Genomic DNA, 16631 nt, shown 5'->3' with positions numbered 1-16631 from the left:
AAACCCCACATACGTGAGCGAGCGTCCGCCCGAAACCCCACATACGTGAGCGAGCGTCCGCCCGAAACCCCACATACGTGAGCGAGCGTCCGCCCGAAACCCCACATACGTGAGCGAGCGTGCGCCCGAAACCCCACGTAGGTGAGCGAGCGCCCGCCCGAAACCCCACATACGTGAGCGAGCGTCCGGGAGGGGTTAGTTCTGGTTCAGCTCGGCCGAGATCGCGAGGGCAGCCTCGCGCAGGAGCGGCACGGCGCGGTCGGCAAAGTGCTGGTCCACGCGGGACACCGGTCCGGAAACGGAAATTGCGGTCGGCGTCGGAGCGTTGGGGACGGCCATCGCGAAGCAACGGACGCCGATCTCCTGCTCTTCCTCGTCGATCGAGTAGCCGCGTTCGCGGATCCGGTCCAGATCGGCGAGCAGGGAGTCGATGTCACCGATGCTCTTGGCCGTGGGGGTCGGCATGCCCGTGCGGGCCACGATGCCGCGGACCACTTCGTCGTCGAGCTGGGCCAGGATGGCCTTCCCGACGCCGGTGTCGTGCGTGTGGGCGCGGCGGCCCACCTCGGTGAACATGCGCATGGAGTGCAGGGACGGAACCTGGGCAACGTAGATGACCATGTCGGAATCCAGCACGGCCATGTTGGACGTTTCGCCGAGCCGGTCCACGAGGGACTTCAGCTGGGGGCGGGCCAGGGCTCCGAGTTGCTTGTTTGCGCCTTCGCCAAGCCGGATGAGCCGGGGGCCCAGCGCGTAGCGGCGATTGGGCAGTTGCCGGATGTAGCCGAGGGACACCAAGGTACGCAGCAGGCGGTGGATGGTGGGGAGCGGCAGGTCTGTCGACGACGACAGTTCGCTCAACGTGACGTCTCCGCCAGCGTCGGTGATGAGTTCCAGCAGTTCGAAGACGCGCTCGACGGACTGCACGCCTCCCGAGGGCTTTTCAGCCATTCCGTTGTCTCCTATGGCTCGGAATCCGACAACTCTTATCCGCATCGTGAAAAGAATTGCTTAGAACACTCAACATACAGCACGCGACGCCGGAATGCTCGCTCACCAATCAGGGCTTGTGTTTCCACTTTGTAGATAATAATATCCATAATACGAAAACATTCGGTTAGAGCGGAGGCCCGCTACGGGCCTGTACGAGGAGGAAATTCAATGGCGAACCCGAGCCCCGGAAATTCGATCACCCTGCGCGTCGCCGCGCCGTCGAGCTTCACTGCCACGAGCGAGCTGGCCGCAGCCGTCGCCGCTGCCGGTGCAGCCGTCACCGCGCTGGATGTGACCGAGTCGCACCACGACACCCTGGTTGTCGACGTCACCTGCAACACCACGGACGAGGACCACGCCAACCGCGTCAAGGACGCCCTCAACGCGCTCGACGGCGTCACGGTCCAGCATGTCTCGGACCGCACCTTCCTCATGCACCTGGGCGGCAAGCTCGAGGTCGTCCCGAAGGTGGCCCTGCGCAACCGCGACGACCTCTCGCGCGCCTACACCCCCGGCGTCGCACGCGTTTGCCTCGCCATCGCCGAGGACCCGGCCGCTGCACGCAACCTGACGGTCAAGCGGAACACGATCGCCGTCCTCACCGACGGTTCGGCCGTCCTTGGCCTGGGCAACATCGGCCCGGCCGCAGCGCTGCCTGTCATGGAAGGCAAGGCCGCGCTGTTCAAGCAGTTCGCCAACGTCGACGCTTGGCCGGTCTGCCTGGACACCCAGGACACTGAGGAAATCATCATGATCGCCAAGGCCATGGCCCCCGTCTACGGCGGTATCAACCTCGAAGACATCGCCGCCCCGCGCTGCTTCGAAATCGAGAAGCGGCTCCGCGATGAGCTGGACATCCCCGTCTTCCACGACGACCAGCACGGAACCGCGATTGTCACCCTCGCAGCCCTCGTCAACGCATTGCGCGTGGTGGACAAGAAGCTGTCCGAGGTCAAGATCGTAGTTTCCGGCGTCGGCGCTGCCGGCTCGGCGATCATTCAACTCCTCAAGGCCCAGGGCGCGCAGCACATCGTCGCCGCAGGCCGCTCCGGCGCCATCCACTCGGGCGAAAAGTACGACGACGAGCACCGTTCCTGGATTGCCGCGAACACCAACGAGGCCGGCTTCTCCGGCACGTTGCACGAAGCCCTCAAGGGTGCCGACGTCTTCATCGGCGTCAGCGCCCCGCACGTGATCGGCGAAGAGCAGGTCGCCTCGATGGCCGAGGACGCGATCGTGTTCGCCATGGCCAACCCCACCCCGGAAATCGACCCGGTGATCGCGTCCAAGCACGCAGCCGTGGTGGCCACCGGCCGGAGCGACTTCCCCAACCAGATCAACAACGTGCTGGCTTTCCCGGGCTTCTTCCGCGGGCTGCTCGACGCCGGAGCATCGGACATCATCCCGGAAATGCTCGTGGCCGCGGCAGAGGCTATCGCCAACCGGGTCGCAGATGATGAACTGAATGCGAGCTACATTATCCCCAGCGTCTTCGACCCCCACGTTGCAGCCGACGTCGCCGCAGCCGTAGCAAATGCAGCAAACGCGGCAAACGCGCGGCAGCAGCAAACGCAGGCCTCCAGCGCTCTCTAGGAAAGGACCATCCCATGGCTCTCACTGTCACAGACCCCCGGCCGATCGAACGAGCCGAGGAGATCCTGACTCCCAAGGCGCTGGCCTTCGTGGAGGAACTGCACCGCCGTTTCGCGGGCACCCGCACCGAACTCCTCGCGGCCCGCGTCGCCAAGCGTGAAGAAGTGGCCCGCACCGGCCGCCTCGACTTCCTGCCCGAAACGCAGGACATCCGCGACGGCGACTGGAAGGTCGCCGAAGCACCCAAGGCTTTGCAGGACCGCAGGGTCGAGATGACCGGCCCGGCTTCCCCGGCCAAGATGGCCATCAACGCCTTGAACTCGGGAGCCAAGGTATGGCTCGCCGACCTCGAGGACGCCAGCACCCCGACGTGGGCGAATGTCATCGACGCCATCCTCAACCTCCGCGACGCCGCCCAGGGCACCCTGAGCTACACCTCCCCGGAGGGCAAGGAATACCGGCTCCGCACGGACGCGCCGCTCGCCGTCGTCGTCGCCCGCCCCCGCGGCTGGCACATGGACGAACGGCACCTCCTGCTCGACGGCGAACCCACCGTGGGCGCGCTGGTGGACTTCGGCCTGCACTTCTTCCACGTGGCCAAGCAGCTTCTCCTCAACGGCCAGGGCCCGTACTACTACCTGCCCAAGATGGAAAGCCACCTCGAGGCCCGCCTCTGGAACGACATCTTCGTCTTCGCCCAAGACTTCCTCGGCATCCCGCAGGGCAGCGTCCGCGCCACCATGCTCATCGAAACCATCCCGGCCGCCTTCGAAATGGACGAGTTCCTTTACGAACTGCGCGACCACGCATCCGGCCTGAACGCCGGCCGCTGGGACTACCTGTTCAGCATCGTGAAGTACTTCCGCGACGCCGGCGAGTCCTTCATCCTGCCGGACCGCGCGTCCGTGGTCATGACGGCCCCGTTCATGCGCGCCTACACGGAACTGCTGGTCAAGACCTGCCACAAGCGCGGCGCCTTCGCCATGGGCGGCATGGCTGCCGTCATCCCGAACCGCCGCGAACCCGAAGTCACCGCCCAGGCCTTCGAGAAGGTCCGTGCGGACAAGACCCGCGAGGCCAACGACGGTTTCGACGGTTCCTGGGTGGCCCACCCGGACCTCGTCTCCACCTGCCGCGAAGTGTTCGACTCGGTGCTGGGCGACAAGCCGAACCAGCTGGACAAGCAGCGCCCGGAGGTCTCCGTGACCGCCGAACAGCTGTTGGACATCTCCTCCGCGGGCGGCCACGTGACCGAGGCCGGGCTCCGCCTGAACCTCTACGTCGCCGTCGCGTACACCGCAGTCTGGCTTTCCGGCAGCGGCGCCGTCGCCATCCACAACCTCATGGAAGACGCCGCCACCGCGGAGATCTCCCGTTCCCAGGTGTGGCAGCAGATCCGCAACAAGTCCGTCCTCGCCGACACCGGCAACACCGTCACCCGCGAACTGGTCACCCGGATCCTCGGCGAAGAGACCGATCGCCTGCGGAGCGAGGTGGACGCCGAATCCTTCGGGAAGTTCTACGAGCCCGCGAGCCGCCTGATCGCGGACATCTGTCTGTCCGAGGACTACACGGACTTCCTCACCACTCCCGCCTACGAGCTGGTGTAGGGATGGCCGCTTCCTCTTTCTCTGCGGCAGATCTCGCCGCGATCGACTCCCAACTGGCCGCCACCGACCAGCTCCTGGAACGCAACTACCCCGGCGACGACGGCACCCGCCAGCCCGTGCACACGGTGTACGTCCCGGCGGACCGTTTCACGCCGTCGCTCTCCGCAGAATGGGGCGCCCAGGCGATCACGACGGCGGAGGCCCACGGCGGTCTCGAAAGGCTCGGTACGCTGCTGGGCCAGGAGCCCGAACTGGCTGCCGCCGTCGCCACCCGTGTGGCTGCCAAGTTGCGCAGCGAACCGATCGAGGACCTGCGCCTCGACTTCGAGGACGGCTACGGCGACCGCGGCGATGAAGCAGAAGACGTCGCGGCAGTAGCGGCGGCCCAGGCCGTCAGCGAAGCCGTTGCCGCGGGTTCCGCCCCGCCGTTCATCGGCATCCGCTTCAAGTGCTTCGAGGCCCCCACCCGGGCGCGTGGCCTGAAGACCCTGGACCTGTTCGTCTCCACGTTGGCCTCCGCCGGGGAGCTGCCCGAGGGCCTCATCCTGACGCTGCCGAAGGTCACCACGGTGGCCCAGGTGGAGGCAATGGACTTCGCGGTCTCCCGGTTGGAAGAGATCCACTCCCTTCCGGCGGGCCGGCTTCGTTTCGAGGTCCAGGTTGAGACGCCGCAGCTGATCCTCGGCCCGGAGGGAACCTCCCCCGTGGCCCGGCTGCCGCACGCAGTTCCGGGCCGCATCAGCGCATTGCACTACGGCACCTACGACTACTCCGCTTCGTTGCAGATCTCCGCGGAGTACCAGTCCATGGAGCACCCGGTGGCGGATTTCGCCAAGGAAGTCATGCAGCTGGCCGTCGCGGGAACGGGCATCCGCCTCTCCGACGGCTCCACCAACATCATCCCCGTGGGCGACAACGTGGAAAACGCATGGAAGTTGCACGGCCGTCTGGTCCGCCGCTCCCTTGAACGCGGCTACTACCAGGGCTGGGACCTGCACGCTGCCCAGTTGCCGAGCCGCTTCGCGGCAACGTATGCGTTCTACCGCGAGTGCCTGCCGGCTGCCGCCGCACGCCTCCGCAACTACGTGGAGCGCACCGAAGGCGGCGTCATGGACGAACCCGCCACCGCCCGCGCCCTGGCCGCCTTCGTCCTGCGCGGCGTCCAATGCGGAGCGGTGGGTTCCGAAGAAGTGCTGGCGCTTGCCGGCGTCGAACTCCCCCGGCTGACTGCACTGGCGCATCCGCGGCTCGCACACACCACCTCCAAGTAAGGATCCAATGATGGGCAAGTACTACTACCCCCAAGGCGGCCTGCCGCCGCAGACCCACCTCACCACCGAACGCGCAATCGTCACGGAGGCCTACACGGTCATCCCCAAGGGCGTGTTGACCGATATCGTGACCAGCAACCTGCCTGGCTTCTCGAACACGCGTTCCTGGATCATCGCCCGCCCGATCTCCGGATTCGCCACCACGTTCTCCCAGTTGATCGTTGAGATCGGCCCGGGCGGCGGTGCTCCCAAGGCCGAGTTCGAGGCCGGCGTCGAAGGCGTCGTCTTCGTCACCAAGGGCAAGGTCAATCTGACCCTCGACGGCGAACTGCACCAGCTCGAAGAGGGTGGCTACGCCTACCTCGCGGCCGGATCCAGCTGGGGCTTGGAGAACGTCTCGGATGAGATCGTCTCCTTCCACTGGATCCGCAAGGCCTACGAGCGCCTTGAGGGCTACGAAGCCAAGTCCTTCGTCACGAGCGACGACGAGGTTGAGGCCGGCGAAATGCCGGACGTCAACGGCGTCTGGGCAACCACGCGCTTCGCGGACCCCAACGACCTGGCCCACGACATGCACGTGAACATCGTGACGTTCCAGCCCGGCGGGGTCATCCCGTTCCCGGAAACCCACGTCATGGAACACGGCCTGTACGTCCTGGAGGGTAAGGGCATGTACCTGCTCAACAATGACTGGGTCGAAGTGGAGGCAGGCGACTTCATGTGGCTGCGCGCCTTCTGCCCGCAGGCCTGCTACGCCGGCGGCCCGGGCCCGTTCCGCTACCTGCTGTACAAGGACGTCAACCGTCAGGTCAAGCTGACCTAGGCCTCCCGGCTACCCCAACTAACTCGCAGTTAATGTCGTTATGAGCCCTCATAACGACATTAACTGCGAGTTAGTTGGGTTTGGCGCACCCACGTTTTCGGCGTTGACCCTCTCGCTTCGGAAGAGGACGATCGAAACTACGGGGGCAAGGGCGCCCAGCCGTTGCCCTGCAGCGTAGCTTCAGGAGGCAGCCATGGAGACGTCGCGGCGAGCGCGGGTCGCCGCGGTCCTGGCTTTGATCCTGGCGTCCGGAGCTTGCACCTACCCCCTGACAAGCGAACCCCCGGCAGACACTTCGTCGTCGGATTCGCAGACGGCACTTCCTGAGTCCCCCGTTGCGGATTTCTTCGCGCATGAAATGCTCAACCGGGGTGCGCCGGCCGTCGTCGTCCAGATCAAAGTCCGGGGACACGAATGGTCCCAGGCCTACGGAAGCCAAGACGTCGAAACCGGAGAGCCGGTGGTCGTGACCGACCGGATCCAGGCCGGCGGCATCACGCAGTCGATGGTGGCGGTCTCGGTGCTCAAGCTGGTCCAGGAAGGAAAGCTGGGCCTTGAGGACCCCGTCACGGACTACTTCCCGGAATTCGAGCAGCTCGTCCATCCGCCTGGCCCCGTCACCATCCGTTCCCTTCTGAACCACAGCTCCGGCCTGCCCGATGCGCCGGAAGCGATCTTGAAGGCCATGCCGCCCAAACAGGCCATCGACACGAGGTTCAGCATCCAGGACTATCTCCGGATGGCCGGGACCGTGCCGTGGGCGCACGCAAACTTCCAGCTCTTCCGTTACTCGGATGCCAACTACTTCGTCCTGGCCGCGATCGTGCAAAAGCTCCGCGGCCGGTCAATCGGCGACGTCCTGGATGCGAATATCTTCGCTCCGCTGGGAATGAGCCACACCTCGCTGGCAGCCGAGCCGGATCGCGATGCCCGCGACATGATCCAGAGCTACGAATTCATCGACGGCGAGCGCATCAACGCCTCGCAGCCGGAGTATCTCATCGCGTCCCCTGCAGAGGGGGTCATCTCGACGGTGGGCGACATCAACACGTTCTATGCGGCGCTCATGCAAGGCCGCCTCCTGACGGCGAACACCCTGCGCGACATGCAAACCATGTGGCAGGAGGACCACGGGCTCGGGCTGCAGCGTTGGAATGACGAATGCACCAACGGTTTCTACTACGGCTATGGGGGCAGCACCTGGTTTGCGAGCATCGCGTTGTCCACGAGCGACGGGAGCCGCCAGATAGCGATGAGCTTCGCCTATCCCTCCGACACGGAAAAGCACCTTGAGTCGACCGACGGGAGCGGCCAGCCGGAGTTCGAACAGCTCCGGGAGGTGGCCATCGCGGCCATGAACGGACTCTGCTGATTCACTCCGAGGCCGGTGCCCCTGACCATGCGATGCCCCTCCTGCTAGGGTCTGACCATGGATGAGAATCTGGGGAAATTCATCGAGGACTTCGCAACACTGACCCGATTGGCCCAGTCCGGATTGGACCAGTCCGACGCCGAGCAGCTGCTACAGGCGCTGACAGGGCATCTCGGCGTGCCCGCAGACGAACTATCCGTGGTGGCGGAGGAGATCCCGCCGCACCGCTTGGTGGATGTGGACATCGTCATGGAAAAGCTCGCGGGCCGGGATCCGGACTATCGGCTGGTGGGCATCGGGGGTGGCGATCAACGCCACCATATGTCCTTCAGCGACATGCTCCAGCAGTCCCGCAACTATCCGCGCTTTCCCATCGCCCAGCCGGACTACACCAACCTGGCCACGGGTCCGGAGTCCCAGCGCCAGGCCGTGGCGCTGGGACTGTGGCTTTTCAACTATGGCGGCTCGCCCGTGGCAGTCCTCCAGCGCGAGGCCAAGGTGGAACGAGGCCGGCAGACTGTCTCGCTCGAAGTCCTCGCCGCCCGCTCTGCCGTCGCTTCCGGACTTCTGGCGGAGGTGCGGCGCGACATGGAACACCAGAGCGTTTTCAAGGGCCAGATCATAGCCCTCGCTGTCAGCGATTACGGGCCGAGCATCAGCGGGGTGACCTTCATCAGGCGCCCGGAGCTGGCCAGCAGCGATGTGGTCCTTCCGGCCGGTCTCCTCGACAAAGTGGAGGGCCACACCCTGGGCATCGCCCGGCAAGCGGCCATCCTCGCGGCGCATGGACAGCACCTCAAGCGCGGCCTTCTCCTCTACGGGCCCCCGGGCACCGGTAAAACACACACGGTCCGGTACCTGCTGAGCCAAAGCGAGGGTACGACGGCGGTACTCCTCTCCGGCGGTTCGCTCGCCAGGATTGCCGAGGCAGCCAAGATTGCCCGGGCCTTGGCGCCGTCCATCGTGGTGCTGGAGGACTGCGATCTGATCGCCGAGGACCGCAGTTTCGGCCATGGACCCAAACCGTTGCTTTTCGAAGTGCTCGACGCCATGGACGGGCTGGACAACGATGCTGACGTCGCGTTCGTGCTGACCACCAATCGCGTGGAACTTTTGGAGCGGGCACTCTCCCAGCGGCCTGGACGAGTGGACCTGGCGGTGGAGATACCCCTTCCGTCCAAACACGAGCGGGTGGAGCTCTTGAAGCTGTATTCGAGCGGACTCCAATTCTCCCCTTCGGCGATCGAAGGTGCTGCTGCCCACACAGCCGGCACCACGGCGTCGTTCGCCAAGGAACTGATCAGGCGCTCGGTAGTCGCGGCCGCACTCGCAGGCCAAGCTCCCGGCGATTCGCACCTGGGCGACGCGGTGGGCCAGCTTATGGCCGACAGCGAGGCCCTCACGCGGAGCCTGCTCGGAAGCGACGGCCGTGAGCCCGTCGCAAAGGTGTAGCCTCCGCCCAAGCTCAGTACGGCAGGGCGCGCTCAGCCGGGGTTGTCCTCCGGTTCGGGCTCTTGGTCCGCGGGTGTCCACGTGAGCTTGACCGTGGCTCCGCCGTTGTTCTCGTCGATCCTCAGGCTGAGTTCCTCGCCGTAGAGGAACTCGTGTTCGAAATGCCGTCCGTCAATCCGAGCCGCATCCAGGAGCTTCGTCATCGCTGTTGCCATCGCCCGGCCCCAGTCATGCGGATTCTTGCTGGACGCGTCTTCGAGGGCTGAATAGCTGACCATAGATCAATTGTTCTCCGGCGCACGAAGTTCTGCCAGCGTCAATGTTGGCGCAGGTCCAAGACTTTGGAGACGGGTCAGTTGGCAGGATCCGCAGGCAAGCGAAGTCCCGCCGCGGCCATGTCCGCTGCCAGGACACCAGCGAGCTTGGCATGCCCGGCAGCATTCAGGTGCACGCCGTCCACCAAGTCCCCGGCCACCTGATACTTGGTGATCCAGTCGCCCACGCTGAAGAAGGTCGCTCCGGCCTTTGCCGCGATAGTGCCCAGCAGTGCGTCAACCTGCGTACGGCGGCCACCGCCGGCGTTGGCGCCCCTCGCGAGGGTTCCGATCATCGCGATCTTCGCCAGCGGATACCTCTTCCTGAGGGCCGCAATGAGCCGGTTGGCATTGCTCGTGATCTGCTCATCGCTCACTTTGCGGGAAGCATCGTTGCCGCCGCCCTGGAGAACGATCAGGGGTGGCGTCCCATACGGCAGTACCCAGTCTCCGCGTTGCAGCGCATCGATGTAGTTGCCGGTGGTGTTCGTGGCGGCCACGAAGCCCGTTCCGCCGCGGCCGACTGTGTACACCTTGTAGCCAATGGCGCCCAAGGCTGCCCGCGGCCAGGATCCTTCAGGCTGGGACTGGGAATCGCCAATCAGGACGGCCGTGTGCCGGACGTCCGCGAGGATGATCTCGTTCCGGTTGTCGCCGGGATTCTTATACAAGGACCCCACGGGAAGCTTTGACGGATCCTGCCCGGAGTCAACTTTCCTGGGACCTTGGCCCGCTGCCGCCGGACTCCCCGACGGCGCAATCGGCGCCGCTGTTTGCCTGCCGCTGGATGAGTCGGACGGTACGGTGGCCGCTTGCGAACAGCCCGCCAAGAGCACTCCGGCGGCGATCACGGATGCAGCGAAGCGGAATATGCGAGATTTGTGCATCGTCCTGTACCGGTCTTGCTTTCTGTTCGGTTTAGCGGCGGTCAAGCAACTTTCCATTACTGATAGGCGGGCGACGGTGCGAGCCGCCAGCCTGCCTACGTCGGAGTCTATTGGATCGGGATGGCGAAGGTGACAACGACGGGTGAATTATCCCCGTCGGACGGCCGGTGTGAAAGAATTTCATTTCGCACCCCCATCCTTCCGACGCACAGATAGGAACCCCGTGCACGCACCGGCGCCCAAGCCGGGAACCCCGCCTGTCCCGGACGCCCGTTTGCGGCGATCATGGACGGGAAGGCTGCGCTCAGCGCAGCTCACGTTGGGTTTTGTCATCGTTTTCTGGGGATTGGGAGCCCTGACCTCAAGTCTTGCCACCGGACCGGACGCGCAGTGGCGGCTCAACGTCGCCCTGACGCCCCGCTCCTTGCCTGAGCACTGGGAGGCCATCGTGGCTTCCGCCGCCTGGGCCAGGGACCTGACGGGCTACGTGCTGGACACTGCGTTGGTGCTGCTGCTGGGCGTGCCGTTGGAGCGGCGAATGGGGCGGCGAGCGTTCGCCATAGCTGCTGTCTCCAGCCAGATCCTGGGCGTCGGCATTGCCCTTGGATTCCTTGCCGTGGCCCAAGGCCTGCTTGGTAGCTGGACCGAGGAGATCGGCAGCCATCTCTTCTTCGGTCCGAGTGCGTTCATCATCGGTACGGCGATGGCGGGAACTGCGTCCATGCCAACCCTGTGGAGGCGCCGCATACGGCTGGTCGTCTTCGCCCTGCTGCTCCTCCTGGCCCTGTACAGCGGAGGCTTTGCGGATCTGGTCAGGCTCGGCGCCGCAGGTGCGGGCATGGCTCTCGGTCCATTCCTGATGGGACGTCGGCCGCGGTTTGCGCGCCCGGTCAGTTCCCGGCACGAAGGCCGGGTGCTGCTTTCGCTGCTCATTGCCGCATCGGCGATCGGTCCTGTGGTGGCCGGCCTGATCCCGCATGCCGTGGGACCGTTGTCCATCCTGCGTTTCCTATTTACCAACATCCAGCCTGTCGATCCCCAAACACTCCAGAACCTCTGTTCGGATCCGGCGCAAGCGAAGGACTGTGCCGTCGCACAGTTGCAGTTGCGCGCCGGCGCCGGCGGGATCTTCATGGCCATCCTTCCGTCCTTCCTCCTGCTGTTGCTTGCGGAGGGCCTCCGCCGCGGACGGCGCTTTGCCTGGGTGGGGACCCTTGTGATCCAGGTAGGCCTTTCCGTCCTGGCCGGAATTGCCCTCGCCGGAGTCCTGCAGCCGACTACTTCGGACACCGGTGCGAGCGAGGGGATTGTCGCAATCGAAGGTTCGGCTTCCTCGCAGCCATTCACCTTGGCGCTGCCCCTCCTCCTGCCCCTGGCGTTGACCATCATCCTGCTCGCAACCCGGAGGCTGTTTCACGTCAAGGCGCCGAAGGGGACCTACAGACGCCTCGCCATCAGGGTCCTCGCGATGGCGGCCGTGCTCAGTGTTGTCTATGTCAGCGCCGGGCTCTTCCTTGCCCGGGAATTCTCCCCTGTTCCAGGGCTGCCGGACCTACTGGCGGATGTCCCTGACCGCTTCCTTCCGCTGGGCTTCGTCCTGGACGTACCCCCGGCGATCTTCCCCCTGGGCACGGCCGCCGTTCTCGTGTACGAGGGCGTGGGGGTCGTTTTCTGGGCCATCGCGGGTGTCCTGATCTTCAGGACTTTCCTCCACCAGTCCCACACCCGGCACGACGCCAGTACGGAGCGTGCCCGGAAGATCATCAAGACGCGGGAGGGGAGCTCGCTGTCCTGGATGACCACGTGGCCGGGAAACATGTACTGGTTCTCCGCGTCCGGGCAGTCCTTTGTCGCCTACCGGGTCAGCACGGGGGTCGCCCTCACGCTCGGCGGCCCGGTGGGACCCAAATCCGAGATGAAGGCCGTCTTCGACGAATTTGTCCGCTATTGCAGGGGCAACGGGTGGACGCCGTGTTTCTACTCCGTACCCCAGGAATTGCGCGACCACGCGGATGCCTCCGGTTGGAGCTCGGCACAAGTAGCCCAGGAAACGGTCCTGCCTTTGCATTCTGTGTCCTTCAAGGGAAAGAAGTTCCAGGACATCCGCACGGCGTTGAACAATGCCTCGAAGGCGGGCATCCGCTATGAGTGGACGCGTTACGCCTCGGCGCCGTTCTCCGTCCAGGTCCAGATCGAGGAAATCTCCGAAGAATGGGTGGCAGACAAGAACATGCCCGAAATGGGCTTCACCTTGGGCAGCCTCGATGAACTCGACGACCCCGAAGTGCGTTGCCTGCTTGCAATCGACCAGCGCCACACCGTTCACGCCGTCACGTCCTGGTTGCCCGTCTACCGCAACGGGCACATCGTGGGATGGACCCTGGATTTCATGCGCCGCCGTAGCGGGGGCTTCCGTGCCAGCATCGAATTCCTCATCGCTTCCGCGGCCCTCAGCCTCAAGGATGAAGGATGCGAATTCGTGAGCCTCTCCGGGGCGCCCTTGGCACGGGTCGAAGAGGATCCTTCCGAGCTGCCACGCCCGAGGCCACGATCCCGGCCTCCGGGCAACCTCGACCGCTTGCTCGACTGGTTGGGGGCGACTTTGGAACCGGTCTACGGGTTCCGGTCCCTCTTGGCGTTCAAGGCAAAGTTCCGGCCCCGGTACGAGCCCCTCTACATGCTCTACCCCGATGCCGCTTCCCTGCCGGCCGTTGGAACCGCCGTGGCGCGGGCCTACCTGCCAATGCTCAACCTCGGGGCCGGGCTCGCCTTGGCAGGCCGGATCTTCCGCTGGCCCAAGCGCTCCGGAACGTCAGCTCAAAGCCGCCCCTGAAGCCGGCGACGATTCACGCGATTCCGGCAAAGTGTCCGACGGTGTGACCCCGCCGATCGGTACATTGCTGTGGTGCGCTTTGCCGTGCTGAAGTTGCAAGGCACTGAGCACCATGCCGAAATGGCTGAAGGCCTGGGGCACATTGCCAAGTTGCCGGCCCGCCTGGACGTCCCATTCTTCGCTCAACAGTCCCACATCATTGCGCAAGGCCAGAAGCCGATCGAAGAGCGCCGTCGCCTCCGCGCGGCGCCCGGCCCCCAATAGTGCGTCCACCATCCAGAAGGAACATGCAAGGAAGACGCCCTCCCTGCCCGGCAGTCCGTCGTCGCTGTCCTGGGGACGGTAGCGCAGCACAAAGCCGTCTTCCGTCAGCTCGCGCTGGATGGCGTCAATGGTGCCGATCACGCGTGGATCGTCGTGCGGCAGGAAGCCTACTTTGGGGATCAGGAGAAGGCTCGCGTCCAGTTCCTTGCTCCCATAGGACTGCACGAAGGTGTTGCGGTCCGCGTCGAATCCGTGGGTCATCACTTCGTCATGGATGGTATCCCGCAACGCCTCCCAGCGATCCAGGGGGCCAGGCATCCCCGATTCACGGATACCCCGGACCATGCGGTCAGCGGCGACCCAGGCCATCACCTTGGAGTGCACGAAGTGCCGCCGCGGGCCGCGGACTTCCCAGAGCCCGTTGTCCGGCTGGTCCCAGGTGCTCTCAAGGTGGCGCATGAGGGCGGTCTGGATTGCCCAAGACTCATCGCCCACGTTCATCAACGATGCGCGGGTCAGGGACAGGCAGTCCAGGACTTCTCCCCAGACGTCCAGCTGAAGCTGCTCCGCCGCCGCATTCCCGATGCGCACCGGCGTCGACCCCTGGTACCCCGAAAGCCAGGTCAGCTCCGTCTCCGGCAACCTCCGATGGCCGTGCAGGCTGTACATGATCTGGAGGTCGGCCGGGTCGCCTGCCACAGCACGAAGGAGCCAGTCCCGCCACGCGGCGGCCTCCTCGGTATAGCCCGCGGCGAGGAACGCCTGGAGGGTCAACGTGGCGTCACGGAGCCAGCAATAGCGGTAGTCCCAGTTCCGCGGCCCGCCGATCTGCTCGGGCAGCGAGGTGGTGGCGGCGGCAACAATGCCCCCGGTAGGCGCGTAGGTGAGGGCCTTCAACGTGATCAAGGAACGCTGAACGGCTTTCCGGTAAGGCCCCCGGACGGTGCAACGCTTGGACCAGTCCGTCCAGAACGCCGCAGTGTCGTCGAGCGCGATATCTGCCTCGACCGTGCGTGGCCGCCGTTCGTGGCTCGGCGCCCAGGTCAGCACGAAGGGGATGTGGTCGCCGGCCTTCACCGTGAATTCGCTGACCGTCGTGAAGTCCTTGCCTTTCAACGGCGCCGGAGTCTTGAGGTAGACGGAGTCCGGACCGGCTACGGCGCGGAGGCCATGCCTGTCGCGGCGCACCCAGGGCACCACGTGTCCGTAGTCGAACCTCAGGATCAGCTCCCCGCGCATCTTGACCGTCCCGCGGATCCCTTCAACAATGCGCACGATGTCCGCGACGGCGTCGCGCGGCGGCATGAAGTCGATGACCCGGACGTGCCCATCCTTGGTCTCCCAATCTGTTTCCAGGATGAGGGTCCCGTCCCGGTACTGGCGGCGCGTACAGATTCCCCCGGCTTCAGGCGCCAAGAGCCAGCGCCCGGCTTGGGGTGAATCCAGGAGCGCGGCGAAACACGCCGGCGAATCGAAACGTGGGAGGCACAGCCAGTCTATGGAGCCGGTCGTGCTGACGAGGGCCGCGGTGTGCAGGTCCCCGATCATCGCATAGTCTTCGATTCTCTGGCCGGTAGGCGGTTGACCGTTCACAGTCCCTTTCCTAGTGCTGATTCAATGGCGGTTATGGCCTTGGCAGTGATCTCTTCCCGCTGGCCGGAACCATCCACGGCGAGCACGATACCGCGCTCGGAGTATTGCTCCACCACGGCCTGCGTCTCGTTGCGGTAAAGCTCCAGCCGACGCCGGATCACCGGCGCTGTGTCATCGCTGCGGCCCTGCTCCTGCGCCCTGCGGAGCATTCGCGCCACGAGCTCGTCGTCGTCGACCGTTAGTTCGACGACGGCGTCAAGCTGCTGCCGGTTGCCGGCCAGCATGCCGTCCAAGGCTTCGATTTGAGCCGTTGTGCGGGGGTATCCGTCCAGGAGGAATCCAGCCAGGACATCTGCGCTGCCAAGCCGCTGCCGGACCATGGCATTGGTGACGTGGTCCGGCACGAACTCGCCGCTGTCCATGTACTTGCTGGCTTCGGCTCCGAGTTCCGTCCTGCCTCCGACGTGCGCGCGGAAGATGTCTCCGGTGGAAATGGCGGGTATTCCGAAATGCCCGGCGATATGTTCTGCCTGGGTGCCCTTGCCCGAGCCGGGAGGGCCCATGATGATCAATCGCAAATGTCACCTGTCCGTTCGTGAAGCGGTTTCGCGTGCCCCGGCATTGTGGCTAGAGCTTAGCAACTGCGGAGCGCTCGCGGCAGGGCTTGACTTGGTCCTAGACCGTGGCGGGGTCGGTGTTGGCCCCGCAAAGAATCACGGCCACGCGTTCCCCTTCCGCGGGAACATACGCTCCGGAGTTCACGGCCGCGAAAGCTGCGGCTGCGCCGTGTTCCACGACTATCCGGTACTGCTCCCAGAGCAGCGAGCGCGCGGCGGCGATGTCGTCGTCGGACACCAGGACCGTCCGGACGCCCGTGCGGACGGCCACGTCAAAACCGATCCGGCCGATCTGCCGGGCCCCCAGGGAATCTGCGGCGATCCCCGAGACGGCAACGTCAACGGGTGCGCCTGCGGCGAGGGCCGAATAGAGGGTGGGAGCATTGTCCGGTTCGACGCCGACAACCCGGGCGTGGCCTTCGACGGCGGCCGCGATTCCCGCCATGAGCCCGCCGCCGCCAACGGCCACCACGACAGTGTCGATGGCGCCCAGCTGGTCCAGGAGCTCCGAGCCCACAGTGCCGGCACCCGCGGCGATTTCGGCCTGGTCGTAGGCATGGCAGTAAACCGCCCCGGTTTCCGTGGCGTAGTCGAGGGCGGCCTCGAATGCTTCGGCGTACTCGGTTCCGCGCTGGACCACCGTGGCTCCGCTGGCCTTGAGTTTCCTGACCTTCACGGCAGGGGCGGTTTCCGGGACGAAAACCGTTGCCGGCACACCGAGTTGGGCTGCGGCGTAGGCATTCGCCAACCCCGCGTTGCCTCCCGAGGCGACGACGATCCCAACATCTTCCTTGAGCTCGCCGCGTTCCCGTGCGGCCAGTACGCGGTTGAAGGCACCCCTCGCCTTGAACGTCCCCGTGTGCTGCATGAACTCGCATTTGAACCACAATTGTCCGGGCACCGTCCCGGCATCCGCCTCGAAAACGGGTGTGCGGCGGATCCTCCCCGCAATCCGGGCAGCGGCTTCATCGACGTCGACGCGTGTGATCATGGGAGGTCCTCGTTCCGT

13 protein-coding genes are annotated in these 16631 nt (G+C 65.3%); 7 read left to right on the top strand and 6 right to left on the bottom strand.

Features of this window, described 5'->3' with window-relative positions; translation table 11 throughout:
* Window positions 1-195: 195 nt before the first annotated feature.
* The gene (locus ACSBOX_RS02845) at window positions 196-951 is read right to left on the bottom strand and encodes an IclR family transcriptional regulator (protein ID WP_078107586.1); all 756 of its coding nucleotides are present in this window, start codon (window positions 949-951) and stop codon (window positions 196-198) included.
* Between the two features lie 210 nt (window positions 952-1161).
* Here ACSBOX_RS02845 and ACSBOX_RS02840 point away from each other — a divergent pair, with 210 nt between their 5' ends.
* The 6 genes from ACSBOX_RS02840 to ACSBOX_RS02815 all read left to right on the top strand — a co-directional run bounded on the left by ACSBOX_RS02840 (window position 1162) and on the right by ACSBOX_RS02815 (window position 9114).
* Window positions 1162-2586, top strand: coding sequence for an NAD-dependent malic enzyme (locus ACSBOX_RS02840; RefSeq protein WP_442544710.1), 1425 nt, complete (start codon window positions 1162-1164; stop codon window positions 2584-2586).
* A 14-nt stretch (window positions 2587-2600) separates the two neighbouring features.
* Window positions 2601-4196 carry a malate synthase A gene (gene aceB, locus ACSBOX_RS02835; protein WP_442544709.1) on the top strand — a complete coding sequence of 532 codons (1596 nt, stop codon included), beginning with the start codon at window positions 2601-2603 and terminating at the stop codon, window positions 4194-4196.
* A gap of 2 nt (window positions 4197-4198) precedes the next feature.
* Window positions 4199-5467 (top strand): DUF6986 family protein, encoded by a 1269-nt coding sequence (locus ACSBOX_RS02830; protein WP_442544708.1) that lies wholly within the window; start codon window positions 4199-4201, stop codon window positions 5465-5467.
* A gap of 10 nt (window positions 5468-5477) precedes the next feature.
* The gene (locus ACSBOX_RS02825; protein WP_442545948.1) at window positions 5478-6290 is read left to right on the top strand and encodes a bifunctional allantoicase/(S)-ureidoglycine aminohydrolase; all 813 of its coding nucleotides are present in this window, start codon (window positions 5478-5480) and stop codon (window positions 6288-6290) included.
* A gap of 193 nt (window positions 6291-6483) precedes the next feature.
* Window positions 6484-7662 carry a serine hydrolase domain-containing protein gene (locus tag ACSBOX_RS02820; RefSeq protein ID WP_442544707.1) on the top strand — a complete coding sequence of 393 codons (1179 nt, stop codon included), beginning with the start codon at window positions 6484-6486 and terminating at the stop codon, window positions 7660-7662.
* Window positions 7663-7719: 57 nt separating this feature from the next.
* On the top strand, window positions 7720-9114 hold the full coding sequence (locus ACSBOX_RS02815; protein WP_442544706.1) for an AAA family ATPase: 1395 nt from the start codon (window positions 7720-7722) through the stop codon (window positions 9112-9114).
* A gap of 32 nt (window positions 9115-9146) precedes the next feature.
* Here the strand turns inward: ACSBOX_RS02815 and ACSBOX_RS02810 are convergent, their stop codons facing one another.
* On the bottom strand, window positions 9147-9392 hold the full coding sequence (locus ACSBOX_RS02810; protein WP_442544705.1) for a hypothetical protein: 246 nt from the start codon (window positions 9390-9392) through the stop codon (window positions 9147-9149).
* A gap of 74 nt (window positions 9393-9466) precedes the next feature.
* Window positions 9467-10099: an SGNH/GDSL hydrolase family protein gene (locus ACSBOX_RS02805; RefSeq protein WP_442544704.1), complete on the bottom strand. Its 633-nt coding sequence runs from the start codon at window positions 10097-10099 to the stop codon at window positions 9467-9469.
* Window positions 10100-10538: 439 nt separating this feature from the next.
* Here ACSBOX_RS02805 and ACSBOX_RS02800 point away from each other — a divergent pair, with 439 nt between their 5' ends.
* Window positions 10539-13148, top strand: a complete 2610-nt coding sequence (locus ACSBOX_RS02800; protein ID WP_442544703.1) for a bifunctional lysylphosphatidylglycerol flippase/synthetase MprF — start codon at window positions 10539-10541, stop codon at window positions 13146-13148.
* Here ACSBOX_RS02800 and ACSBOX_RS02795 read toward each other — a convergent pair.
* The 3 genes from ACSBOX_RS02795 to ACSBOX_RS02785 all read right to left on the bottom strand — a co-directional run bounded on the left by ACSBOX_RS02795 (window position 13128) and on the right by ACSBOX_RS02785 (window position 16613).
* A complete protein-coding gene (locus ACSBOX_RS02795) occupies window positions 13128-14960 on the bottom strand; it encodes a glycoside hydrolase family 15 protein (protein ID WP_442545947.1) in 1833 nt (610 codons plus the stop codon). The genes ACSBOX_RS02800 and ACSBOX_RS02795 overlap by 21 nt on opposite strands.
* Before the next feature lie 41 nt (window positions 14961-15001).
* On the bottom strand, window positions 15002-15568 hold the full coding sequence (locus ACSBOX_RS02790; protein WP_442545946.1) for an adenylate kinase: 567 nt from the start codon (window positions 15566-15568) through the stop codon (window positions 15002-15004).
* A 112-nt stretch (window positions 15569-15680) separates the two neighbouring features.
* A complete protein-coding gene (locus ACSBOX_RS02785; protein WP_442544702.1) occupies window positions 15681-16613 on the bottom strand; it encodes a threonine/serine dehydratase in 933 nt (310 codons plus the stop codon).
* Between the last annotated feature and the right edge of the window lie 18 nt (window positions 16614-16631).

The sequence above is a fragment of the Arthrobacter sp. KN11-1C genome (assembly GCF_052180225.1).
GTDB lineage: Bacteria > Actinomycetota > Actinomycetes > Actinomycetales > Micrococcaceae > Arthrobacter.
This window is presented reverse-complemented; position numbering and strand designations above follow the sequence as displayed.